This is a genomic window from Mycobacterium sp. (assembly GCF_019243155.1).
Taxonomy (GTDB): domain Bacteria; phylum Actinomycetota; class Actinomycetes; order Mycobacteriales; family Mycobacteriaceae; genus Mycobacterium.
The window spans coordinates 1-22863 of record NZ_JAFAUS010000009.1; the positions used below are offsets into that span (position 1 = coordinate 1).

Sequence of the window (22863 nt, forward strand, 5' to 3'; positions counted from 1 at the left end):
TTCAAGGCGTCCAACAGCCTCGGCGATCATGTCTCGGGAACCGCGGTGGTCAGCCTGCTCGACGGGACGGCCGCATGAGTGGTTCGCTGCCCGGCAGCTGCGCCATCGTCGGCATCGGCCAGACGGAGTTCTCCAAGGAATCCGGCCGCAGTGAACTGCAATTGGCGTGCGAGGCCGTCAGCGCCGCGCTCGACGATGCCGGCCTGGCGCCGGGCGATGTGGACGGCATGGTCACCTTCACGATGGACTCCAGCGACGAGATTGACATCGCGCGCAACGTGGGGATCGGCGACCTCAGCTTCTTCTCCCGCGTCCATCACGGCGGCGGAGCGGCCGCCGGCACCGTGGTGCAGGCGGCGATGGCGGTCGCGACGGGCGTCGCCGACGTGGTGGTGTGCTGGCGCGCCTTCAACGAACGTTCGGGGTTCCGGTTCGGCGGCAGCGGGCGCACCAGCGCGGAAACCCCGCTGTTCATGGCGCACTACGCGCCGTTCGGATTGATCACTCCGGCGGCGTGGGTGGCGATGCACGCCCAGCGCTACATGTCGGCCTATGGCGTTACGAACGAGGACTTCGGGCGTATCGCGGTCGTCGACCGCACGCACGCGGCCACCAACCCCGACGCGTGGTTCTATGAGCGCCCGATCACCTTGGAAGACCACCAGAATTCGCGCTGGATCGTCGAACCCGTACTGCGGCTGCTGGACTGCTGCCAGGAAAGCGACGGCGGTGTCGCGCTGGTCGTCACCAGCGCCGAACGCGCCCGCGACCTCAAGCAACCGCCGGCGATCATCACCGCGGCCGCCCAGGGCGCGGCGGCCAACGGTGAGATGATGACCAGCTACTACCGCGAGGACATCACCGGGCTCCCCGAGATGGGAGTGGTCGGCGAGCGCCTGTGGCGTGATTCGGGCCTGAAACCTCAAGACATCCAAACCGCCTTCATCTACGACCATTTCACGCCGTTCGTCTTCACTCAGCTCGAGGAACTCGGTTTCTGTGGGCGCGGTGAAGCGAAAGATTTCGCGACCATCGAGCGGCTCTCGCTCGGTGGCGAATTCCCGATCAACACCAACGGCGGGCTGTTGGGCGAGGCATACATCCACGGCATGAACGGAATCACCGAGGGAGTGCGCCAAATTCGCGGGACGTCGCACAACCAGGTGGACAACGTCGAGCACGTGCTGGTCACCTCGGGCACCGGGGTTCCGACCAGCGGGCTGATTCTCGCACCGGCTGACTGAGGGGATTCATCATGCCGAGGCTCGCGCTCCTGACCGCTCACGGCGGGCCCATCGAGCTGGCCGAATTCCCGCTGTCCACCCCGGCACCGGGAACGGCGGCGCTCAAGCTGCGGATGGCCGGTATCTGCGGGTCCGACTTGCACATCTTCCGCGGCGAACTCCCGCTTCCCTGCCCGTTCGCCATGGGCCACGAAATGGTCGGCGAGATAGCCGAACTCGGCGACGGCCTGACCACCGACGCGACCGGCAAGCCGCTGGCCGTCGGTGATCGCGTGGTGACGCCCTACTTCTGGTTCTGCGGTCAGTGTCACGCGTGCGCGCGCGGGCGGTCGTACGCCTGCCAGAACCTGATGGCAGGCGAATACCGCACCCACGACCAGCCGCCGCACTTCGTCGCCGCCTACGGCGAGTACTACTACACCAGCCGGCGACAGCCGCTGTACAAGGTGCCAGAGGACCTCGCCGACGAGGCCGTCGCACCATTGAATTGCGCGCTCGCTCAGGTGCTTTTCGCGCTGCGCGATGTCCGGCTGGGCGACACAGTCGTCATCCAGGGCGCGGGCGGGCTGGGCATCAACGCCGCCGCCGTTGCCCGCACCGCGGGCGCCGCGGAGGTCATCGTCATCGACAAGATCGCCGAACGACTCGACCTCGCTTCCGATTTCGGCGCCACCCACTGCATCGACGCGAGTGACATCTCGGCCGCGGAGGTCACCGAGTGGGTCCACCGGCGCACCGACGGCATCGGCGCCGACTGGGTGCTCGAAGTCGTCGGCGTGCCGGGCGTGATACCCGAGGGCATCGGCTTCCTCAACAACGGCGGCACCCTGCTCGAAGTCGGCAACGTCGGCATGGGACGCACCTTCGAGCTCGATCCGAGCGCCCTGGTCTACGGCAACAAGTCCGTGCGCGGCGTGATGCTCTACGACCCGGTCACGCTGGCGATCGGCCTGACATTCCTAGAACACACCAGTTTTCCGTTCGACCGGCTGATGCCTGAGCCGTTCCATTTGGCCGACATCAACGCCGCATTCGCCTCGGCGGATGCCGGGTTGGTGCCCAGGGGGGCGCTAATCCCGTGACGACTCAGGCGACCTCGGCGACCGACACCCGCGATCTGATCGTGGAGTCCGCGTACGCCTGCTTCGGCAAACAGGGGCTGCAGAAGGCCACCATCGTGGACATCGCGAAGGCCGCCAACGTGTCCCGCAGCACGATCTATGAGTACTTCAGCGACAAGGCCGAGATCATCGAAGCCTGCGCCGAACACGCGTCCGAGCGCTTCTACCGGGAGATGTCCGCGGCGATCGACCGCGGCGGCTCGCTGGAGGAAAAGCTCAGCCAGGCAGCGGTATTCGTGACGCGGGCGCGGCACGCCATCGCGTCGGAGAAGTACTTCGATGAAGACGCGATCAGCCTGCTGCTGACCAAGGACGCCGCGGTGCTGTTGCGCGAGTGCGTCGACTTCTTCGCGCCCTACCTCTCGGCAGCCAAGCTCACCGGCGAGGTTCGCAAGGACCTCGATGTAGACGCCGCGGGCGAATGGTTTGCGCGGATACTCTTTTCGTTGTTCAGCACGCCGTCATCGACGCTGAACATGGACGATCCCGACGTCGTCGCCGAGTTCGTGCGCGCGCACGTGTTGCGCGGATTCGCGGGCGATCGCCCGCGGCCCCGTCGCGCTCAGTGACTCTTATGGCCCCCTGCGCCCGGCTGCGCCAGCGCCCGCAGGAAAAACTTCAGATTGGCGGGCCGTTCGGCGATCCGGCGCATGAAGTAGCCGTACCACTGCGTGCCGAACGGCACGTAGACCCGGACCTGCGCGCCGGAATCCGCCAGCCGCCGCTGCTCGTCGTCGCGAATGCCATACAGCATCTGGTACTCGAAACCCTCAACCCCGCGGCCGGTTTCACGAGCCAACCCGGGCACCGCATCGATGATCGACGGGTCGTGCGACGCCACCATCGGGTAGCCCGCCCCCGCCATCAAAAGGCGCAGACAGCGCAGGTACGACGCGGTAACCGCAGCGGGGTCGCGGTAGGCCACCGATGCGGGCTCGTCGTAGGCACCCTTGCACAACCGGATCCGCGCACCGGCGGCCGCGAACTCTTCGCAGTCGACCAGCGTGCGCCGCAGGTATGCCTGCAAAGCCAGTCCGAGCCAAGGAAAGTCGAGCCGCAGGTCACGCACGATCATCAGGGTCGAGTCCGTCGTCGTGTGGTCTTCGGCATCCACCGTCGCCCACACACCGGCCCGTTGCGCCGCCTCGCAGATCGCATAGGCGTTGTCCCTGGCGATCTTTTCGCCGTCACGGTCCAGCGATTGCCCCAGGGCGGACAGCTTCAGCGATATCTCCACCGGCCGGGCGCCGGCGCCGGTGTCATCGAATGAGCGCAGGCGCTCAATAAGATCCAGGTAAACGGCCACCGCCGCGTTGGCGTCATCGATGCCCGCAACGTCCTCGCCCAGATAGTCGATGCTGACGAAGCGGCCCGAACCACGAAGCACGGCAACGCTGTTCAGCACGGCATCGATGGTCTCGCCGGGCACGAACCGCCGTACCACCTTGCGGGTAACCGGCAACCGTTCGGCCGTGTGGCGCAACCCGTGCCCCTTGCTGGCCGCCAGGATCACCGGACGCAAAGTGCTGGCGAACAGGCCGGTCATCAGTCGGCGTCCATGTGCGGATACGCGTGGTGGGTGGGCGGGACGAACGTCTCCTTGATGGTCCGCGCCGACGTCCAGCGCATCATGTTCAGCACCGACCCTGCTTTGTCGTTGGTGCCCGAGCCCCGCGAACCCCCGAACGGCTGGCGCCCGACGACCGCGCCGGTCGGCTTGTCGTTGACGTAGAAGTTTCCGGCCGCGAAGCGGAGCCGGTCCTGCGCGGTCAGCACGGCCTCGCGATCGTCGGCGATGACCGCCCCGGTCAGCGCGTACCGCGACCCGGTGTCGATGACGTCGAGGATGCGTTCGTACTGATCGTCGGGATACACGTGCAGCGACAGCAGCGGCCCGAAGTACTCGGTCGCGAAAGCTTCGTCGGTCGGGTCGTCCGACAGCAACACCGTGGGCCGCACGAAATAGCCGACGCTGTCGTCGTATTCGCCACCCACTGCGATGGTGACATGCGCCGCGCCCTTCGCCCGCTCGATCGCCTTGACGTTCTTGCTGAAGGCGCGCTGGTCGATCAGGGCACCGCCGTAGTTGGTCAGGTCGGTGACGTCGCCGTAGCGCAGCGCGGCCGTCTCGCCCAGGAAGCTGTCGCCCATCCGCCGCCACACCGATTGCGGGACGAAGGCCCGGGACGCCGCCGAGCACTTCTGCCCCTGGTAATCGAACGCGCCGCGAATCAGGGCGGTGCGCAGCACATCCGGCTGCGCCGAGGCGTGCGCGACGATGAAGTCCTTGCCGCCGGTCTCGCCGACCAACCGTGGATAACTGTGGTAGCGGCCGATATTGGCGCCGACCTGTCGCCACAGGTGCTGGAAGGTGGCCGTCGACCCGGTGAAGTGGATGCCCGCCAACCGCGGGTCGGCCAGCGCCACGTCGGAAACGGCGATGCCGTCACCGGTCAGCAGGTTGATCACACCCGGCGGCAGCCCCGCGGCTTCGAGCAACTGCATGGTCACATAGGCCGACAGCGTCTGGGTGATCGACGGCTTCCAGATCACGGTGTTGCCCATCAGGGCCGGTGCGGTCGGCAGATTGCCGGCGATGGAGGTGAAATTGAACGGCGTGATGGCGTAGACGAAGCCGTCCAGCGGGCGGTACTCGCTGCGATTCCATTCACCGGGGCCGCTGATGGGCTGCTGCGCGAGGATCTGGCGCGCGAAGGCGACGTTGAACCGCCAGAAGTCGATCTGCTCGCACGGCGAGTCGATCTCGGCCTGATAGACCGACTTTGATTGGCCGAGCATCGTTGCGGCGGCCATCTTCTCCCGCCATGGACCGGCGAGTAGGTCGGCCGCCCGCAGGAAAACCGCCGCCCGCTCGTCGAAAGGCATTGCCGCCCAAGACTTCTTGGCGGCCATCGCCGCCTCGATGGCGGCCGCCGCGTCGGCGGGCACCGCGTTACTCAGGCTGCCCAGCTGAGCGCCATGGTTATGCGGCTGAACGACATCGATGCGCTTGCCGTTGCCGGTCCGGTGCATGCCGCCGATGACATGCGGAAGATCGATCGGATGATCGGCCAGCGCGGCCAATTCGGCGCGCAGCCGAGCGCGCTCGGGAGATTGCGGGGCATAGTTGCGGACCGGCTCATTGGCCGGCATCGGCACCTGGGTGATCGCGTCCATCTTGTCAGGATCCTCGCCGCAAGGTTGGAATTGTTTAGCTGATCGGACAAGACAGAGACCGCTTAGTAGTAGAATCGGACAATGGCGGGTGTCGGGTTGGGCCAGCTGTTGCTGGCGCTGGACGCGACCCTGGTCAGCCTGGCCAACGCCCCTCGAGGCCTGGACCTTTCGGTGCAGTCGGCTGCCCTGATCGACTCCGATGATGTGCGACTGGGGCTGGCGGCCGCGGCGGGCTCCGCCGACGTCTTCTTCCTTTTGGGAGTCAGCGACGACGAGGCGCTCGGATGGATGGACAGACAGGCGCGCGACCGGGTGCCGGTGGCGATCTTCGTCAAGGAGCCGCCGGATGCATTGGTCGCCGCGGCGGTGGCAGCCGGGTCGGCGGTGGTGGCCGTCGAGCCGCGGGCCCGCTGGGAACGGCTCTACCAGTTGGTCAATCACGTCCTGGAGCATCACGGGGACAGCGCCGACGCGATGGACGACTCGGGCACCGACCTGTTCGGGTTGGCGCAGTCGCTGGCCGAGCGCATCCATGGCATGGTCAGCATCGAGAACGCGCAGTCGCACGTCCTGGCCTATTCAGCCTCCAACGACGAAGCCGACGACCTGCGCCGCCTTTCCATCCTGGGCAGGGCGGGCCCGCCGGAGCACCTCGAGTGGATCGGCCAGTGGGGCATCTTCGACGCGCTGCAGTCGGGCGGCGAGGTGGTGCGGGTCGCCGAGCGCCCCGAGCTGGGGTTGCGTCCCCGGCTGGCCATCGGAATCCACCAGCCCGCCGCCGACGCGCGGCGACCACCGGTGTTCGCCGGCACCATCTGGGTGCAACACGGCTCGCAACCGCTGGCCGACGACGCCGACGAGATGTTGCGGGGCGCGGCGGTGCTGGCTGCCCGCATCATGACCCGCCTGGCAGCCCGCCCCTGGACACATGCGCGATGGATCCAGCAGTTGCTCGGGCTGGCCGCACCGGAGCTCACCGCACCCGCCGACGTGGCCACCGCCGCCCGCGAGCTCGGCCTGACCGACGACGGCGCCGCGGCATTGATTGGTTGGGACGCCGCCGGCACCGCGGCCCGCCACGCACGGCTTGCCGAGGTAATCGCCCTGAGCGCCAGCGCTTTTCGCAGTGATGCCCAAGTCGCCTCGCGTGGCTCACGGATCTATGTGCTGCTGCCGCAGACAACGCCGACCCGGTCGGTCACCTCGTGGGTCCGCGGCACCATCGGCGCGATGCGCACCGAGCTCGGGGTGCAGCTGCGGGCCGCCATCGCGGCGCCGGTCGGCGGTCTGGCCGGGGTCGCCGCGGCGCGCACCGAGCTGGACCGCGTGCTGGATAGCGCTGAGCGCCATCCCATTTCGATTCCGCAGGTGACATCGCTGGCCGAGGCGCGCACCACCGTACTGCTCGATGAGATCGTCACCATGGTGGGCAGCGAAGAGCGGCTGGTCGATCCGCGGATCACGGGCCTGCGCGCACAGGATCCGGTGCTGGCCGAGACCCTGCGGGTCTACCTGGACAGCTTCGGCGACGTCGCCGCGGCCGCGGACTCGTTGCGGGTGCACCCCAACACCGTCCGCTACCGGGTGCGGCGGATCGAGACACTGTTGGCGACCTCGCTGGCCGATCCCGAGGTGCGACTGCTGTTTTCACTGGGGCTGCGGGTTTTGGAGAGGGCATAACGAGTGGCCTGGGGGCCTCCGCATCATTTCACGGCCGACATGCGCCAGACAGCGCAACCGGTAACCTGACCCGCATGCAGACCTCGTCGGCTGTCTCCGTGCTGCGCGAACGTGCCGGCCTGCAGCCCGACGATCTGGCATTCCGGTACACCGACTACGAGCAGGACACCGCGGGCGTCGCCGAGACGCTGACCTGGGCGCAGCTGTATCGACGAACCCTCAACGTCGCGAACGAGGTCAAACGGCACGGCGGCGTCGGGGAACGCGCAGTAATCCTCGCTCCTCAAGGCCTCGACTACATCGCCGCATTCCTGGGCGCGATGCAGGCCGGACTGATCGCGGTCCCCCTATCGGTTCCGCAGGCCGGCTCGCACGACGAGCGCGTCGCCGCCGTCCTGGCAGACACCAGGCCCGCTGTCGTCCTCACCACGTCCGCAGCCGCCGAAGCCGTCGGCGAACATGTGCGGCAAACGGACTCGGCGACCATCATCGAGACCGACTCGCCGGACCGCGACGGCCCCGGTTCATCGAGCATCAAGATCCGCGACGCTCCGAGCACCGCGTACTTGCAGTACACATCGGGCTCCACTCGCACGCCGACCGGCGTCATGGTCTCGCACCGCAACTTGGGAGTGAACTTTCGGCAACTGATGGCCGACTACTTCGCAGACCATGACGGCGTCGCCCCCCAGGACACCACGATCGTCTCGTGGCTGCCCTTCTATCACGACATGGGGCTGGTTTTGGGCGTCATTGCACCGATTTTGGGCGGCTACCCCGGTGAACTGACCAGTCCCGTCGCGTTCCTGCAGCGCCCGGCGCGGTGGATCCATTCGATGGCCCGGCAACGCCCCGTCTTCTCCGCCGCGCCGAACTTCGCCTTCGAATTGACGGTCCGTAAAACGTCTGACGCGGATCTCGAGGGGATCGACCTCGGCAACGTCATCAGCATCATCGGCGGCGCCGAGCGGATCCATCCCGCAACATTGGACCGATTCTGTAAGCGGTTCGCACCGTACAACTTTCGCGAGCAGGCGATGCGTCCCTCCTACGGTCTGGCCGAGGCGACCGTCTACGTCGCCTGCCGCAGCGCGCCCGGCGCCAAAGTCGTCCACTTCGAGCCGGAGAAACTGTCGGAAGGCAGAGCCCAACGGTGTTCGCCGGAGACGGGCTCGCCGCTGCTGAGCTACGGCATGCCGAAATCGCCGACCCTGCGGATCGTGGACCCCGACACCAACATCGAGTGCCCAGCCGGTACGGTCGGTGAGATCTGGGTCAGCGGCGAGAACGTGGCCGAGGGCTACTGGGAGAAGCCTGAGGAAACCCGGCGCACCTTCGGCGCCGTGCTCGACGGCCCTTCGCTCGATAGTCCCGAAGGGCCTTGGCTGCGAACCGGTGACCTCGGATTCATCTCCGAGGGGGAGATGTTCATCGTCGGGCGGATGAAGGATTTGCTGATTGTTTACGGGCGCAACCACTATCCCGAAGACATCGAGTCAACGATCCAGGAAATCACCGGGGGCCGGGTTGCGGCGATCTCCGTTCCGGTGGACGAGACGGAGAAATTGGTGACCATCATCGAACTGAAACAGCGCGGCGACTCCGAGGCGGAAGCGCTGGACCGGCTCGACATCGTCAAGAACGACGTCACCGCGGCCGTGTCAAACTCGCACGGCCTCACCGTCGCCGACCTCGTGCTGGTACCGCCCGGGTCGATTCCCACCACCACGAGCGGCAAGATCCGGCGGGCCGCCTGTGTCGAGCAGTACCGCGGCCGGCAGTTCACCCGGTTGGACGCCTGAGCGAACCCACACGGCTGCAATCGAATCCGCAATGTTGTTCACCATCCTGGTGATGGCCGTCGCCATGAGCCTCGAGCCGTTCCGCGTCGGCATGACCGTGTTACTACTGAACCGACCCCGACCGATCCTGCAGCTGCTGGCGTTCTTGTCCGGCGGGTTCGCGATGGGGCTGAGCGTCGGGCTGGTGGTCCTGCTCGCCTTCCGGCATCTGCTGCTGGGCTCCGGGTACGTCACATTGCCGCGGATGCAGGTCCTGACCGGCACGGTGGCGTTGCTGTTCGCCACGTTGCTGGCGGCGAAGATCTTCGCGGACCGGATCAGCGAAAGCGGCTCGCCGGGATCGGAGGACGGCCCCGGCAGGCTGGAATCGTGGACCCGCCGACTGCTGGACGGGCGCTCGCTGTGGGTCGCGGGGGTTGCCGGACTCGGGATCGCGCTGCCGTCGGTGGACTATCTGGGGGCGCTGGCAATCATCCTGGCGTCCGGCGCGGCGGTCACGAAGCAGGTGGGCGCGCTGCTGATGTTCCACGTCGTCGCGTTCGCACTGGTGGAGATTCCGGTGTTCGCTTATCTGTTGGCACCGCAGCCCACGCTGGCGGTGATGAACGCGCTGCAGGACTGGATCCGGTCGCGACGTCGTGTCGAGGTTGTCGCGCTGTTCGCCGGGGTCGGTTCCGTCCTGCTCGCCTTCGGCTTGACCGGTCTCTAGCGGTGCACTTCCGCGAGGAAGCGGTCCACCACGTCGGGACCGGTGGAATGCAGCGCGATCGACAGCTCCAGCAGCCTGTCCTTGGCGTTCTTGGGGAGCAGCTCAATGGACTTGGTGGTTGCGGAATCGTACTTTGCCCCCGGGAAGCGTTGCAGGACAATGTCCTTCTGCTCTTCGGTGGTGTAGATCTCCAGGAGCTTCATGCCGGCGAAGGCTTCCTTCGCCGAACCGGCCATCCCGGCGTTGTGCAGCGCCTCGAGCCGTTCCTCGTTGATCCACACGTTGACCTTGATTTTCGCCTCGTTGCCGCTCACGATTTTGTTCCCTGTAACTGATTCAGAGTGAAGACCGGCAGCCTGTCCTCCAGATATTCCTCGGTGACGAACGGCGAGCCCTGGCCGTACTTGATCGCGGATTCCATCACCACTTCGAACACCTCGTGGCGCATGACCTTCTGGGTGGGCTTGACCTCGTCCGTCAGGATGCTTCTGATCAGGCTGCCGCTGAAACTCTGCGCCTGCGATTCGTGGCCGCACAGGGCGGAGTTGGTCACCTCCTGGCATTGCGGGCAATACCAATTCTCGCGGAGGAACACCGGTTTGATGTCCAGCTCCGACCTGTGCTCCTGCAGCAGATTCTGCGAGTCGTACGGGTGGTAGAAATCGCCTACGCCGGCGTGGTCGCGCCCGAACATGTGGTGGGTGCATCCGAGGTTGGTTCTCAGGATCGCGTGGAAGATCGCCTCGCGCGGGCCCGCGTATCGCATGTCCCACAGCGTGAAGGTCACCTTGTGGACGTCCTCCCGGAAGTACCCACTGGTGCGTAGCGCGTCCTGGGTCAGGAGTATCGCCTCGTCGATGTAGTCCCCCACCCGCTTCTGGCCGATAATGGCGTTGACGAGCACACCGGTGTTCAGGTTGTCCACGGGTGCGTCTTCGTTCGCGGCCAGCCACGCCTGCTTCATCAGCGCCTCATGGCCGGTGTGCGGCACGTTGCGGGTCTGATGGGCGACGACGTGATTCCAGTTCTTCTCCGCCAGCGCGTCCAGGTGCTGCTTCGGAGTGAGCCAGAAGCTTTTGAACGGCTCGTTGAAGACCGGCTCGTTGATCAGCGTGATGTCCCCGCCGATGAACCGGTTCTTATACGCCAGCGTCTTTTTCACCCCCGGGTGCCGGGGATCGGTTGTGCCATAGGTCTTTTCGGCGAGGCGCTGCAGGTCGTACTCGTAGATCTCGGTCACGTCGAAGGTGGCTATGGGGGCGTCGAGGTATTCGAGCACGGCGCTGGCGCCTTCTTCGATCCCCAGCTTCTCGATGTCGTCCGCGGCCAGGTCGAAGACGATCGGGATACTCCACAGCGTTCCATCCGGCAGCGCCAGCTTGTCCAGGGTGCCGTCGACCTCTTGGCGTCCCATGAATCCCGTCAGCGGCGTGAAGAACCCGTACGACAGGCTGATCACCTCGTGCGCGGTGGCCTTCGAAATGGGAATCCGCGGCAGGCCCTTGATCCGGGCGGCGGCGTTCTCCGTGGACACGCGCTCCACGATCGGTTTCCCGTTGTGCCCCGTATAGCTCATGTCATGACCTCATTTGTTCTCGCCGTTGGCATTTGACAGCTGTTGATGTCGAGCGGCGGCCGGGATGACGCCGGACTTCTCGAGGTGCGAAACCACCTCCGCGGCCAGCGTTTCGGCATCCTTTTGTCCGCCCTCGAGCCGTAGTTCCGGCCGCAGCGGCGCTTCGTAGGGATCGTCGATCCCGGTGAAACCCTTGATCTCTCCGGCCCGGGCTTTCTTGTAGAGGCCCTTGGGGTCGCGCTGTTCGCATATCTCGATCGGAGTATCGATGAAGATCTCCAGGAAATCGCCGTTGTCGAGCGTGGCCCGGATCGCGTCGCGGTCGCGACGGTACGGGCTGATGAAGGCCGTCAGCGCGATGAGCCCGGCCTCGGCGAATAACTTCGACACCGCGCCGATACGCCGGATGTTCTCCTCGCGGTCCGCCGCGGAGAATCCCAGCCCGAACCGCGCTGCAAACTCGGACCCGTGCCGCTCCTGCAGGATGTCGGGACTCGCGTTGAGCCCATAGCGGACGTTGTCGCCGTCGAGGAGATAACTTCTTACGCCGCGGTCGAACAGCTTCTGTTCGACCGCATTGGCCACCGTGCTCTTGCCGCTACCGCTGAGGCCGGTGAACCAGATAACGCAGCCTTTGTGGCCGTTGAGACTCTCGCGTTCACCACGACTGATCTGGTGGTCGTGCCAGGTGATGTTGTTCGACACTGCTAGCTCCTAGGGGGACTCCACGCACAACGCGAGACGACGTGCGGCTGCACTCAATTCGTACCCACTCCTTCGCAGGTGATGGCCGCGAGACAGGACGGTCGAGGGGCGCGGTCGAGTCGCTCGTCGCCGACCGGGCCGGGCAACGCGCGACGATCTTGCAGGTCACCGGCGCAAACGGCACCGTCGCAGCCCACCGTTATCAGATCGAGGACAAGAAGTGCACCTTTAGGACCTGCCAGATCGAATGGCAGTGCGCAGTGACCGATCGGCCGCGTTGGCGAAATCCCAATGGCCACTGACATCCTCCGCGTCACGCCTCGCCGCGCGCTCAGCCGGCGAGAAACCGCAGTTGCGTTGTCCCAGTCAAACCCGATCTCAACCACTCTACAAGCTAAGATGGTCAACTTACGATACTTTTTTGACCTGCAGTTGTGCTGCGATGCCGTTGGCACGGCCGCCGGTCGCGCGAAAGCGCAGCGGGAGACTAGCTTTTGCTCGATTCCTGGGAGTCCCCGGACTCACCGTCGCTCGCGGGATCCTCGACGACCTGATAGTCGGGGTCGACCATCGTGATGGCCCGGGTGCCGGACTGGCGGGCCTTCCCGGTGATCCGCAGTAGCTGGCCGGGCTGGACCTCGGCGCCGCCGTGGCCGGGGCGAAAGCTGATGGTCATCTCCCCGCTGTTGTCTCCGACGACGATCTGCCGCAGCGTGCGCCCGCGGTTGTTGACGTCTTCGACTTCGCTGACCCGACCCTCGATGGTGGCGCGCTGCCCGGAGATCAGACCGGCCACCATGATCACCGACCGCGGCCGCTCGGGGTGTTCGTAGGCGTCCACACTCTTGTCCTCGTCCTGGGACACCCACATCTGGATCTTGTCGACCTCGTTCGCGATACGTTGCTCGACGGTGTCGGGGTAGGCCAGCTTCACGCGCGACTCGACGTCGTAGGGAACGATCGTGGCGGCTGCGTCGGGGATGAGGCTTACCGCGCGGGAAATCTTGTCCGCGGTGCGGTCGTGCAGCAGTCGACCCAACAGCCGCGCGAATGTCCGACGCGGCAGGAGCACGGTCACGTTGGTACGCGGATGTGCGTTGCGCGCTTTCGCCACCAGCAGCTGCGAGGCCCGACTGAGCCGCCGGTCCGGGCAGTCCACGATCCGCAACGGCGTATCGAGTTCGAAGTGGTCCCAACGGTTTCGCAGTTGCGCGGCATGGGCCGGGTCAATCATGAAGTGCACCGCGGTCAGCTCGTCGGCCCGCAGTCCCCTGCCGTAGCGCAACGCTTCGATCACCGCGAGGTCGACGGAGTCGACGAACACGAACACCTGGTGCCGCGAATACTTCACCAATTCCGGACGGTCGGTGCGGAACATCTCGAGAATCGCTGCCTCCGCGCGATATTCGCGGTTGAGCCGCATCAGCATGAACACCAGCAGCGGGAAGACGACGACGACCAGCCAGGCGCCCTCGGTGAACTTCGCCACCGCGAAGATGCCGACCACGATCGTCGACAGGATCGCCGCGGACAGGTTGATCGCCAGCCGGCGCCGCCAGCCGGGTTCGCGATGGGTGAGATGGTGTTTGGTCATCCCGTAGCCGGCCATCGAGAAGCCGGTGAACACGCCGATCGCATAAAACGGGACCAGCGCGTTGACCGAGCCGCCGGTCACCACCAGCAACAGCAACGACAACGCCGCGAGCGTGATGATGCCGTTCGAAAACACCAGGCGATGCCCACGTTTCATAAGCTGACGTGGCAGGAAGCGGTCTTCAGCAACGAAACTGGCCAGGGCCGGGAATCCGTTGAAACTGGTATTCGCGCCGGTGAACAGAATGGCGGCGGTCGCCGCCTGCACCAGAACATAGAAGACGTCGCCGACTGCGCCCTTGCCGAAGACGGCCCGGCCGACCTGCGACAGCACCGACGGATATTCGGTCAGATACGGCGTGGCGTGCGTGACGTGGGCCAGATAGGCGACACCGGCAAGCAGAAGGCCGAGGATGGTGGCCATCGCGGTAAGCACTCGACGCGCATTGCGGCCCTGTGGCTTTCGGAAATAGTCCACCGTGTTGGAGATCGCCTCGACCCCGGTCAACGACGAGCCCCCGTTCGCGAACGAGCGCAGCAGCACCAGAATCGTCGCGCCCATCACAAGCCCGTTGCCCTGGTGAACCGGCACGGTCCCGGGCATGTGCGCGGGATCGTATACCGGCAGGTTCCCGGATATCGCGCGCACGACGCCCACCACGATGGTCAGGCCGACCATGACGACGAAGGAGTAGGTAGCCACCGCGAACGGCCGTCCCGCCTCCTTCAAGCCACGCAGGTTCGCGTAGCAGATCAGCAGGACCACGCCGACCGTGAGTTCGAGGCTGTACGGGCCCAGCACCGGAATCGCCGACACCACAGCCACCGTTCCGGCCGCCGACTGCACCGCAACCGTCACCACGTAGTCGATCAACAGCGCCGCGGCCGCGACCTGCGCCACCCGGGGGCCGAAGTTGTCGCGCGCGACGATGTAGGAGCCGCCCGCCCGGGTGTAGGCCATGACCACCTGCCGATACGAGGCGGTCACCAACACCAGGATCAACAGGATGACACCGGTGATGGGAAGCAACAGGGCGAAGGCGAGAAGCCCCGCATGGGGTAGCAGCTCGATCAGGATCTGTTCGGGGCCATACGCGACCGACGAGACCGCGTCCGGTGAAAGCGCGCCGAGCGCAACCCCATTCGAGAGCTTCTCGGAACTGATGTCCTCCGTGATCAGCGGCTTGCCCAGGAACACTCGCCTGGCCACGTCCCCGACCGACAGTGGAATGCGCAGCTTGCTGGCCGAAGTCGTCACGCCCACCATCCTTAACCCAGTGTTGTGCACGCAAAAGTGCGCGCGAACGCCTGAAGAAGCATTCTGCATCTCCACTCGCCACCGCAAGCGAGGTCGTGCCAAATTAGGCGAGGCGCTGCACTGCCGTGTCGATCCGCTCATCGGTGGCCGTCAGCGCGACCCGCACATGCTGCGATCCGCGTGGGCCGTAGAAATCGCCGGGCGCCACCAAAATTCCACGCCGCGCGAGCCAGCTGACGCTGTCGTGGCATGACTCGTTGCGGGTGGCCCATAGATAAAGGCCCGCCTCGGAATGGTCGACCGTGAAGCCGGCCGCGCGCAGCGCGGGCAGCAGCGCGGCCCGCCGGCGCTCGTAACGCTGCCGCTGCGCCAACTCGTGGGCATCGTCATCCAGGGCCGCAACCATGGCCGCCTGTACCGGTGCCGGCACCATCATCCCGGCGTGTTTGCGCACGGCCAGCAGCTCAGCGACCAGGTCGGCGTCACCCGCGACGAAGCCGGCCCGGTAGCCGGCCAGCGACGAGCTCTTCGACAGCGAGTGAATCGCGAGCAGTCCGGTGTGGTCACCCTCGCAGACCGAGGGATGCAGGACCGACAGCGGCTGGGAATCCCACCCCAGGCCGAGATAGCACTCATCGGAAGCCACCACGGCTCCGCGGTCGCGTGCCCACCCGACGACCTTGCGCAGGTGATCGACACCCAGCACGCGCCCGGTCGGGTTGCTCGGCGAGTTCAGGTAGAACAGCGCCGGTGATTGCGGGCCGAGCTGGGTCAGCGAGTCCGCCCGCAGCACTTGCGCTCCGGCGAGCCTGGCCCCGACGTCGTAGGTCGGATACGCCAGCTCGGGCACCACGATCACGTCCGCCTGCCCCAGACCCAGCAGCGTCGGCAACCAGGCGATGAGTTCCTTGCTGCCGATCACTGGCAGCACCGCGGCCTCGGTCAGCCCGGTAATCCCGAAGCGGCGGGCCAGGGCGCCGACCGCCGCTTCACGCAGCGTGGGGGTGCCCGCGGTGGCGGGATAGCCGGACGCCGCGGCCGCGGCCGCCAGCGCGTCCTGGATCAACGGCGCGACGGGGTCGACCGGGGTGCCGACCGACAGGTCGACGATTCCATCCAGGTGGGCGTTGGCCAACGCCTTCGCGTCCGCCAACGTGTCCCAGGGGAACTCCGGCAGGGACGCCGAAACGGGCGGGCGGCCGGACTTCTGCAGCACCGGCCCGCTCAGGCGTCCTCACCCTGCGGTGGCAGATCCTTGACCACCTGCGGGTCGTTCTCGGTCATGCCGACCTTGGCCGCCCCGCCCGGCGATCCGAGCTCGGCGAAGAAGTCGGCGTTGATCTGCGTGTACTGGCTCCACTGTTCGGGCACGTCGTCTTCGTAATAGATGGCTTCCACGGGGCACACCGGCTCGCAAGCCCCGCAGTCGACGCACTCGTCGGGGTGGATGTACAGCATCCGCGCGCCCTCGTAGATGCAGTCGACCGGGCACTCTTCAATGCACGCTTTGTCTTTGATGTCGACGCATGGTTCTGCGATGGTGTACGTCACAGACGTCTCCTCCATGTACTGCTCGATGTGGGCTGCTGTTGGGTCGCCGCGGCGTTTCGGGGCCGCTTCAGGCTAGAGCTCTCGGTTACTGATACTAGACGTTGCATATACACGTCAACCACTCGGCACGCCCGGGTCATTGCAGATTTAAGACTGCCAGTCTCGGTCGGTGCAAGCCGGCCCCCTTTCGCCGAGGGCGAACAGTATCGGCAGGGTTCTGACCTGCGCATAGTTACATCGTGTCGCTGCGGCCCGATATCCTTTGCGATGAAGACAGGTTCTCCGAGCCTGGTAGCCTCAACGAAGACGGCAACCGCTGGGCAGAGGTCGAAGCTGATGTCGAAGCCGTTACTAGCGGTGCATTAACTGGGGAAGGTGTCCACACATGAGGCTGTCGTTGACCAAACTGGCCGTTGCGGCTGGCGGAGCGGTCATAGCGCTGACCGCCGCCGGCGGTGTCGCGTCTGCGGACGACTGGAGTCCGGCCGTTAACACGACCTGCAACTACGGGCAGGTGATGGCGGCGCTCAATGCGAGCGATCCGGCCGCCGCCGCGCAGTTCAATCAATCGCCGATGGCGCAGAGCTTCTTGCGCAACTTCCTGGCCGCCCCGCCGCCGAAGCGTCAGCAGATGGCTGACCAAGCGGCAGCCATGCCGGGGGCAGCGAAGTACTTCGGGACCGTCAACGCGGTCATGACCAGCTGTAACAACTACTGAGTCAAGCGCACGATCAATAGCCGCTGAGCAGGCGGCGCACTTGGCCTAGGGCTTCCGGCCCGACGCGGCTACAGATCCGCGTCGGGTCGCCTGGTCTGCGCCCCCATAACAGCAGCACCCGCGCCGCGTCATCGGTTTCCAATGTGGCCGGGCCTTCGGGATCGGTGAGTCCGATAGTGGTGCTGTCCACGTCGGCGCTGACCAAGACGTCGTCGCCGTGGGCCACCCGGAGCCGTGCCTCGATCCGCTCACCCGGCTGAAGTTGCTTGGCCCCCTTGGCGAGCAGTGGCCGGCCGACCGCGACGACGCTGTGCGTCGTCATCCACGGCTCGGCCAGCGCCGTCTGGAAAGCGGTTGGCGTATCGCGGTCTCCGGTGATGTCCCAGCCGTGCAGGACGAGCTCCTCACGCATGTGCTCGGCGAACCAGGGCACCTTCATGGTGCGGCCCGTCCATGCGACGTCGGTGTCGGCCGGCACCTCTTCGGCCGCGGCGGCGACCCGGTTCAGGTTGGCCATCCGGTCTGCCAGCGCGTCCCACAGATCCGCGTCGCCGAGGGCGCGCAGCGGCGCCTCGCGTTCCTCGAAACTGCGGGTGCCGACGGGTTCGCCCGCCAGGTGAGCGCCCAGCACACGCGCGAGTTCCTCGGCGTTTCCGGCCTGATGGATGACGATGTCGCGCACTGTCCAGGCTTCACACCAGGTGCCGGTGTCGGGCCGGCGCTCCTGAACCGCCTCGACGAACGGCCGCCATTCGGGAAATCGATCGTCTTCGATGTGTTGCTTCACGGTCTCGGGTATACCCGAGGCCTACGACAGCAACGCGCAACAACGGGTGACTAGGCCGCCAACGGTGTGTAGTCGGTGCTGCGCTGGCGGGCGGGCCGGCCGATGCCTTCGGCGATCGCGGTCAGCTCGGCGACGCTCTTGGCCGACCCGTATTCCGAGCCCGCCATCCGCGAGATGGTCTCCTCCATCAGGGTGCCGCCCAGGTCGTTGGCGCCGCCGTTGAGCATCACCTGCGTGCGCTCGACACCGAGCTTGACCCAGCTGGTCTGAATCTGGGAAATGCGGCCGTGCAACATGATTCGCGCCAGCGCATGCACCGCGCGATTGTCGCGGTGGGTCGGACCGGGACGCGCCGCGCCGGCCAGATACAACGGTGAACTCTGGTGCACGAAGGGCAGGGGCACGAACTCGGTGAAACCGCCGGTGCGGTCCTGGATGTCGCGCAAGACGTTCAGGTGGCCAACCCAGTGCCGTGGGCTGTCGACGTGCCCGTACATCATCGTCGACGACGACCGCAGACCCACCTCGTGTGCGGTGGTCACGATGTCGATCCACATCGAGGTCGGCAGCTTGCCCTTGGTCAGCACCCAGCGCACCTCGTCGTCGAGGATCTCGGCGGCCGTGCCGGGGATCGTGTCCAGCCCGGCCTCGCGCAATCCGATCAGCCACTCGCGCGGGCTCAACCCACTCTTGGTGACGCCGTTGGCGATCTCCATCGGCGAGAACGCGTGCACGTGCATCGACGGCACCCGCGCCTTGACCGCCCGGACCAGGTCGGCGTAACCGGTGACCGGCAGCTCGGGGTCGATCCCGCCCTGCATGCACACCTCGGTGGCGCCCTCGACGTGCGCCTCCCACGCCCGGTCGGCGACCTCGTCGGTGGACAGCGAATACGCGTCCGCGTCGCCCTTGCGCTGCGCGAACGCGCAGAACCGGCAGCCGGTGTAGCAGATGTTGGTGAAGTTGATGTTGCGGTTCACCACGAAGGTCACGTCGTCGCCGACCGTGTCGCGGCGCAGCGAATCCGCCAGTGCGGCAACGGCTTCCAGCGCAGGCCCGTCGGCCGTGGCCAGCGACAGGTATTCGCCGTCGGTGCAGCCCGCCGGATCGCGCTCCGCGGAACGCAGCGCGGCGAGCACATCGGTGTCTAGGCGTTCTGGAGCTTTGGCGCCTTGGGCGGCCAACTCGTGCACGTGCGCGCGGATCGACTCCCAGTCGCCGAAGGCGCTCTCGATGTCGCTGCGGGTCTCGGTGTTGCGGCCCTCGGAGTCGATCGCCGCGTTGAGGTCGATGCGACCCGAGGACCCGACGTCGTCGGGCTCCTGCCAGGGCAGCCCCGCCGGGATGACGTCGGCGGCCAGACCCGTCGCCGGATCGGCCAGTGCCATAACGTGTCCGGACACGCGCGGATCGATCCACGCCGCGCCCGCCTGGACGTATTTGGGCTGGGCGGTCAACCGCTGCACCAGTTCGTAGCCGGCCTCGGCGGTGACCGTCGCCAGCTCGTCCAGCGCGGGCCAGGGCCGTTCCGGGTTGACATGGTCGGGCGTCAACGGAGACACCCCGCCCCAGTCGTCGACCCCGGCGCCGACCAGCGCCAGGCACTCCTCGCGAGACACCAGGTTCGGCGGCGCCTGGATGCGCATGCCGGGGCCCAGCACCAAGCGCGCGACGGCCACCGTCGCCAGGTAGTCCTCGATACCGGCGTCGGGCACCGTCGCCATGGCGGTGTGTTCCTTGGCCCGGAAGTTCTGCACGATCACCTCTTGGACGTGACCGAACTCCTTGTGCGACTTGCGGATCGCGTGCAGGGTATCGGCGCGTTCGTCCAGCGTCTCGCCAATGCCGACCAGCAGGCCGGTGGTGAACGGGATGGACAGCCGGCCGGCGTCGGTCAGAGTGCGCAGCCGCACCGCCGGGTCCTTGTCCGGACTACCGTAGTGCGCAAGGCCTTTGGTCTCGAACAACCGGCGCGATGTCGTCTCGAGCATCATGCCCATCGACGGTGCCACGGGCTTGAGCTGCGCCATCTCCGACCAACTCATGACCCCGGGGTTCAGATGCGGCAGCAGCCCGGTCTCCTCGAGCACCCGGATGGCCATCGCCCGCACGTAGGACAACGTGGAGTCATAGCCCCGCTCTTCAAGCCATTCGCGCGCTTGGGGCCAACGGTCCTCGGGCCGGTCGCCGAGGGTGAATAGTGCTTCCTTGCAACCGAGTTCACCCCCGCGGCGGGCGATGTCGAGAATCTCGTCGGGTTCCAGGTACATGCCGGCCCCCTGCGCGCGCAGCTTGCCCGGCACGGTGACGAAAGTGCAGTAATGGCAGCTGTCGCGGCACAGATGGGTGACCGGGATGAAGACCTTGCGCGAATACGTGATCGGCAGGCCGCCGCCGGGGCCACGCCGTCCGGCCGACTCCAGCCCGGCATCGCGCACCCGCGCTGCGCTGGCGCACAGATCCGCGAGGTCGTCACCGCGCGCGGTCATCGCGATCGCTGCCTCATCGACATTGAGCGCAACGCCGTCTCGAGCCCGTCGCAGGACCCGTCGCAACGCCGAAGCAGACGCCTTCGACGCGTTGCCCCCAGTCGGGGCGCGAGGCGGAACAACAAGATTAGGAAGAGCGGTAGGCTCCTCGCCCGGAGTCAGCGGCACCTTCGTGTAACTTCCCCACGATCGAATTTCATCCGTGCGTCCCAACATGTGAACCCTGACGCAGATGGCAGGTCCCACATGCGCAACAGTCAACAGTAGCGGCAGGCCCATCCCGGCGGGCGGCGGCGTCCCGGCCCGGCGCCGAGGAGAGTACCGCCCAGTACTGAGAACATCAGCCGCTCCGGTTGTGCCGCCATAACACCCAGACCGGCGGCGTGACACCGAGCACGATCAACAGCAGAGCCCCGTAGGCCAGCACGCCGCGACCGCCCAGGATGACGTCGTCAGCGGGGCCTCCCATGCTGATCACCGCCACCGTGAGCAGCCACGTCCACAGGGGCAGCGCGGCCAGCCGCGGTGACCGGGTCCATCTGCCTGCGGCCCACACCAATGCGGCGTTGACCAGCCCGCTGATCAATCCGCTGATGGGAAAGGGAATCGAGCCGATGTACAACGGCAGCAGCATTGCCCCGGCTAGTGCGGAGAGGACCCCGTCGACGGCCAACAGGGCCAAGACAACGAAACGAATGGCGGGGTCTGACGCGCCGGCGTCTTCGACCGATGCGGCGCGCGGCTTGGTTTCGGTCAGGTCGGAACGCTGTCGACGTTGGAGAGAATCGAGCCGATCACCCACTGCAAGCTGTCGAGTCGGTCCTGCCAGTGCTGCAAGTTAGGGTCCAGGTCGGGGTCCATGCGAAATCCTTACGTGGCTGCCTGATTGGCAGCCTACCGCGTCGGGACCGCGGTGAAATCAAGCCCCGCAAGCAGATCAGTTTCCCAACCGCGCTCGTCGCGCTCCCCCGCGGCGCCGGCAGCCAGGACATAGTGTTCCTGCCCGACGATCGGCAGCGCGAGGTTGTTCGACAGTGCGCAGGCGCGACCGGTCGGTCCGACGACCACCTGGGTGGCGTGCGCGGCGAGTGCCGCCGCCTTGGCGGCGTGGGCGGCGGAATCCGCCTCGACGACGGCGTCGATATCGCCGTCCGCGAACCCGAAGGTGAACTCCTCTTCGGGCGCTCTCGACCAGTCGGGCAGCACATCCTGCGCGGTGAGCGCGTTGATGGCCGCCATGAATGCGCTCGTCGAAAAGACCGACCAATAGAACTTCGGCACGGTCCAGGGTTCGCCGGGGTAGCCGGCACCGCTCGAGCCGGCCGCGCTGACCGCGGCCGTGGTGACAACGTGGGTGTGGACGTGATCGGGATGGCCGTAGCCGCCCCCGGGGTCGTAGGTGACGACGACGTGCGGGCGCTGTTCGCGGATGATGGCGACCAGCGCGCCGACGGCCTCGCGCTCGTCGGCGTCGATGAACCGGCGGCGACGCCGGCTCTCGGTGCCTTCCATCCCGGAGTCGCGCCAGCGTCCCGCGCCGCCCAGATACTCGGGGCCGTCGACACCCAGTGCTCTCAGCGCCGCGGTCAGCTCACCGATGCGGTAGCCGCCGAGTTGGTCCGCGCGGTCCACGGCCAGCTCGGCCCACCGATCCCCGATGACCTCGCCCTCCTCCCCGAGCGTGCAGGTGACGACCTTCACCTGAGCACCCCGGGCGGCGTAATGGGCGATGGTGGCGCCGGTGCTGAGGCTCTCGTCGTCGGGATGCGCATGGACGAACAACAGCCGCGGCGTCTCAGGCATGGACGGCACCCTACCTGCAACGCTTGCCGGCCTTGCGGCTGTTCCACAAGAGTGCAGCAAATAGGAACGCGCACGGCTACTATCGAGAAATGCCGCAACTCACCGAATCAGCCACAACTGTCAGCCGGAGCCGCCGGCGCGGTGAGGTTCTCGAACGCGCCCTGTACGAGGCCACCCTGGCCGAACTCGCGGAAGTGGGATACAGCGGGCTGACGATGGAAGGGATTGCGGCGCGCGCACATACGGGCAAGGCCGCGCTGTACCGGCGCTGGGACACCAAGTGCGAGCTGGTGCACGCCGCTCTGGTTTTCGCGTTGCCGCCACTGCCCGAGGCGCGCTCCGGCCGGTCGGCCCGGGAGAAGTTGCTGGCTGTGTTCGTCGCTCACCGCGACGTGCTGGCAGGCAAGACCGCTTTTCCCGGCCTGCACGTCATCCAGCAACTCCTGCACGAGCCGGAGATGCGGGCCATCTTCGCCGACGCGGTGGTGCGTCCGCGGCTGAGCATCGTCGATACGATCCTGCAGACCGCCGTCGACGACGGCGACCTGGATCCAGAGGCGATCACCCCGTTCACCCGGAGTATCGGGCCGGCGTTGATCAATCACCATTTCCTGATCAACGGGGACCCGCCGAGCCGGCGGGAACTGGCG

20 protein-coding genes and 1 pseudogene are annotated in these 22863 nt (G+C 66.6%); 9 read left to right on the plus strand and 12 right to left on the minus strand.

What is annotated here, in order from left to right; genetic code table 11:
• The 4 genes and pseudogenes from JOZ00_RS27630 to JOZ00_RS00505 form a co-directional block, all read left to right on the plus strand.
• Positions 1–78 (plus strand): annotated as a pseudogene (locus tag JOZ00_RS27630) (acyl dehydratase); the annotation flags it as partial.
• Positions 75–1244 carry a lipid-transfer protein gene (locus JOZ00_RS00495; RefSeq protein WP_293338364.1) on the plus strand — a complete coding sequence of 390 codons (1170 nt, stop codon included), beginning with the start codon at positions 75–77 and terminating at the stop codon, positions 1242–1244. The pseudogene JOZ00_RS27630 and the gene JOZ00_RS00495, both read left to right, overlap by 4 nt.
• 11 nt (positions 1245–1255) lie before the next feature.
• Positions 1256–2326 (plus strand): zinc-binding dehydrogenase, encoded by a 1071-nt coding sequence (locus JOZ00_RS00500; RefSeq protein ID WP_293338366.1) that lies wholly within the window; start codon positions 1256–1258, stop codon positions 2324–2326.
• On the plus strand, positions 2323–2934 hold the full coding sequence (locus JOZ00_RS00505) for a TetR/AcrR family transcriptional regulator (protein ID WP_293338368.1): 612 nt from the start codon (positions 2323–2325) through the stop codon (positions 2932–2934). Before JOZ00_RS00500 ends, JOZ00_RS00505 begins: the two co-directional genes overlap by 4 nt.
• Here the strand turns inward: JOZ00_RS00505 and JOZ00_RS00510 are convergent.
• Together JOZ00_RS00510 and pruA are read right to left on the minus strand one after the other, a co-directional pair.
• Entirely contained in the window at positions 2928–3911 is a 984-nt protein-coding gene (locus tag JOZ00_RS00510) for a proline dehydrogenase family protein (RefSeq protein WP_293338370.1), read from the minus strand. The two genes, JOZ00_RS00505 and JOZ00_RS00510, sit on opposite strands and share 7 nt — an antisense overlap.
• Positions 3911–5542, minus strand: a complete 1632-nt coding sequence (pruA, locus tag JOZ00_RS00515; RefSeq protein WP_293338372.1) for an L-glutamate gamma-semialdehyde dehydrogenase — start codon at positions 5540–5542, stop codon at positions 3911–3913. The genes JOZ00_RS00510 and pruA overlap by 1 nt, the downstream gene beginning before the upstream one ends.
• 81 nt (positions 5543–5623) lie before the next feature.
• On the opposite strand from pruA, the gene JOZ00_RS00520 reads away from it, so the two are divergent.
• From JOZ00_RS00520 to JOZ00_RS00530, 3 genes are all read left to right on the plus strand, one after another.
• Positions 5624–7222, plus strand: a complete 1599-nt coding sequence (locus JOZ00_RS00520; protein WP_293338374.1) for a helix-turn-helix domain-containing protein — start codon at positions 5624–5626, stop codon at positions 7220–7222.
• 74 nt (positions 7223–7296) lie between these two features.
• On the plus strand, positions 7297–9024 hold the full coding sequence (gene fadD21 / locus JOZ00_RS00525; protein WP_293338376.1) for a fatty-acid--AMP ligase FAAL21/FadD21: 1728 nt from the start codon (positions 7297–7299) through the stop codon (positions 9022–9024).
• A 31-nt stretch (positions 9025–9055) separates the two neighbouring features.
• The gene (locus tag JOZ00_RS00530; protein WP_293338378.1) at positions 9056–9733 is read left to right on the plus strand and encodes a GAP family protein; all 678 of its coding nucleotides are present in this window, start codon (positions 9056–9058) and stop codon (positions 9731–9733) included.
• Here the strand turns inward: JOZ00_RS00530 and JOZ00_RS00535 are convergent.
• The 6 genes from JOZ00_RS00535 to fdxA form a co-directional block, all read right to left on the minus strand.
• Positions 9730–10047, minus strand: a complete 318-nt coding sequence (locus JOZ00_RS00535) for a hypothetical protein (RefSeq protein ID WP_293338380.1) — start codon at positions 10045–10047, stop codon at positions 9730–9732. The genes JOZ00_RS00530 and JOZ00_RS00535 overlap by 4 nt on opposite strands.
• Positions 10044–11309, minus strand: a complete 1266-nt coding sequence (gene sat / locus JOZ00_RS00540) for a sulfate adenylyltransferase (protein ID WP_293338382.1) — start codon at positions 11307–11309, stop codon at positions 10044–10046. The genes JOZ00_RS00535 and sat overlap by 4 nt, the downstream gene beginning before the upstream one ends.
• 9 nt (positions 11310–11318) lie before the next feature.
• Complete coding sequence (gene cysC / locus JOZ00_RS00545) at positions 11319–12014, minus strand: adenylyl-sulfate kinase (RefSeq protein WP_293338384.1); 696 nt, start codon at positions 12012–12014, stop codon at positions 11319–11321.
• Positions 12015–12501: 487 nt separating this feature from the next.
• Complete coding sequence (locus JOZ00_RS00550) at positions 12502–14865, minus strand: amino acid permease (RefSeq protein ID WP_293338386.1); 2364 nt, start codon at positions 14863–14865, stop codon at positions 12502–12504.
• Positions 14866–14968: 103 nt separating this feature from the next.
• Positions 14969–16078, minus strand: coding sequence for a succinyldiaminopimelate transaminase (dapC, locus tag JOZ00_RS00555; protein WP_293338401.1), 1110 nt, complete (start codon positions 16076–16078; stop codon positions 14969–14971).
• 11 nt (positions 16079–16089) lie between these two features.
• Positions 16090–16416, minus strand: coding sequence for a ferredoxin (fdxA, locus tag JOZ00_RS00560; protein WP_293338388.1), 327 nt, complete (start codon positions 16414–16416; stop codon positions 16090–16092).
• 385 nt (positions 16417–16801) lie between these two features.
• Between fdxA and JOZ00_RS00565 the strand changes: the two genes are divergently transcribed.
• A complete protein-coding gene (locus JOZ00_RS00565; RefSeq protein ID WP_293338390.1) occupies positions 16802–17134 on the plus strand; it encodes a hemophore-related protein in 333 nt (110 codons plus the stop codon).
• 13 nt (positions 17135–17147) lie between these two features.
• Here JOZ00_RS00565 and JOZ00_RS00570 read toward each other — a convergent pair whose 3' ends face one another.
• The 4 genes from JOZ00_RS00570 to mshB all read right to left on the minus strand — a co-directional run bounded on the left by JOZ00_RS00570 (position 17148) and on the right by mshB (position 22213).
• Positions 17148–17921 carry a maleylpyruvate isomerase N-terminal domain-containing protein gene (locus tag JOZ00_RS00570; RefSeq protein ID WP_293338392.1) on the minus strand — a complete coding sequence of 258 codons (774 nt, stop codon included), beginning with the start codon at positions 17919–17921 and terminating at the stop codon, positions 17148–17150.
• Between the two features lie 50 nt (positions 17922–17971).
• A complete protein-coding gene (locus tag JOZ00_RS00575; RefSeq protein WP_293338394.1) occupies positions 17972–20578 on the minus strand; it encodes a bifunctional FO biosynthesis protein CofGH in 2607 nt (868 codons plus the stop codon).
• Between the two features lie 172 nt (positions 20579–20750).
• On the minus strand, positions 20751–21212 hold the full coding sequence (locus tag JOZ00_RS00580) for a hypothetical protein (protein WP_293338396.1): 462 nt from the start codon (positions 21210–21212) through the stop codon (positions 20751–20753).
• 92 nt (positions 21213–21304) lie between these two features.
• Positions 21305–22213: an N-acetyl-1-D-myo-inositol-2-amino-2-deoxy-alpha-D-glucopyranoside deacetylase gene (mshB, locus tag JOZ00_RS00585; RefSeq protein ID WP_293338398.1), complete on the minus strand. Its 909-nt coding sequence runs from the start codon at positions 22211–22213 to the stop codon at positions 21305–21307.
• Positions 22214–22302: 89 nt separating this feature from the next.
• Between mshB and JOZ00_RS00590 the strand changes: the two genes are divergently transcribed.
• The coding region (locus JOZ00_RS00590) for a TetR/AcrR family transcriptional regulator (RefSeq protein WP_293338399.1) at positions 22303–22863 on the plus strand (561 nt) is incomplete at its 3' end.

Coding starts and splice junctions, on each gene's coding strand:
- fadD21 (WP_293338376.1), top strand. CDS start 7,297: ATGCAGACCTCGTCGGCTGTCTCCGTGCTGCGCGAACGTGCCGGCCTG.
- JOZ00_RS00565 (WP_293338390.1), top strand. CDS start 16,802: ATGAGGCTGTCGTTGACCAAACTGGCCGTTGCGGCTGGCGGAGCGGTC.
- JOZ00_RS00495 (WP_293338364.1), top strand. CDS start 75: ATGAGTGGTTCGCTGCCCGGCAGCTGCGCCATCGTCGGCATCGGCCAG.
- mshB (WP_293338398.1), bottom strand. CDS start 22,213: ATGCCTGAGACGCCGCGGCTGTTGTTCGTCCATGCGCATCCCGACGAC.
- JOZ00_RS00520 (WP_293338374.1), top strand. CDS start 5,624: ATGGCGGGTGTCGGGTTGGGCCAGCTGTTGCTGGCGCTGGACGCGACC.
- pruA (WP_293338372.1), bottom strand. CDS start 5,542: ATGGACGCGATCACCCAGGTGCCGATGCCGGCCAATGAGCCGGTCCGC.
- JOZ00_RS00510 (WP_293338370.1), bottom strand. CDS start 3,911: ATGACCGGCCTGTTCGCCAGCACTTTGCGTCCGGTGATCCTGGCGGCC.
- JOZ00_RS00500 (WP_293338366.1), top strand. CDS start 1,256: ATGCCGAGGCTCGCGCTCCTGACCGCTCACGGCGGGCCCATCGAGCTG.
- sat (WP_293338382.1), bottom strand. CDS start 11,309: ATGAGCTATACGGGGCACAACGGGAAACCGATCGTGGAGCGCGTGTCC.
- JOZ00_RS00530 (WP_293338378.1), top strand. CDS start 9,056: ATGTTGTTCACCATCCTGGTGATGGCCGTCGCCATGAGCCTCGAGCCG.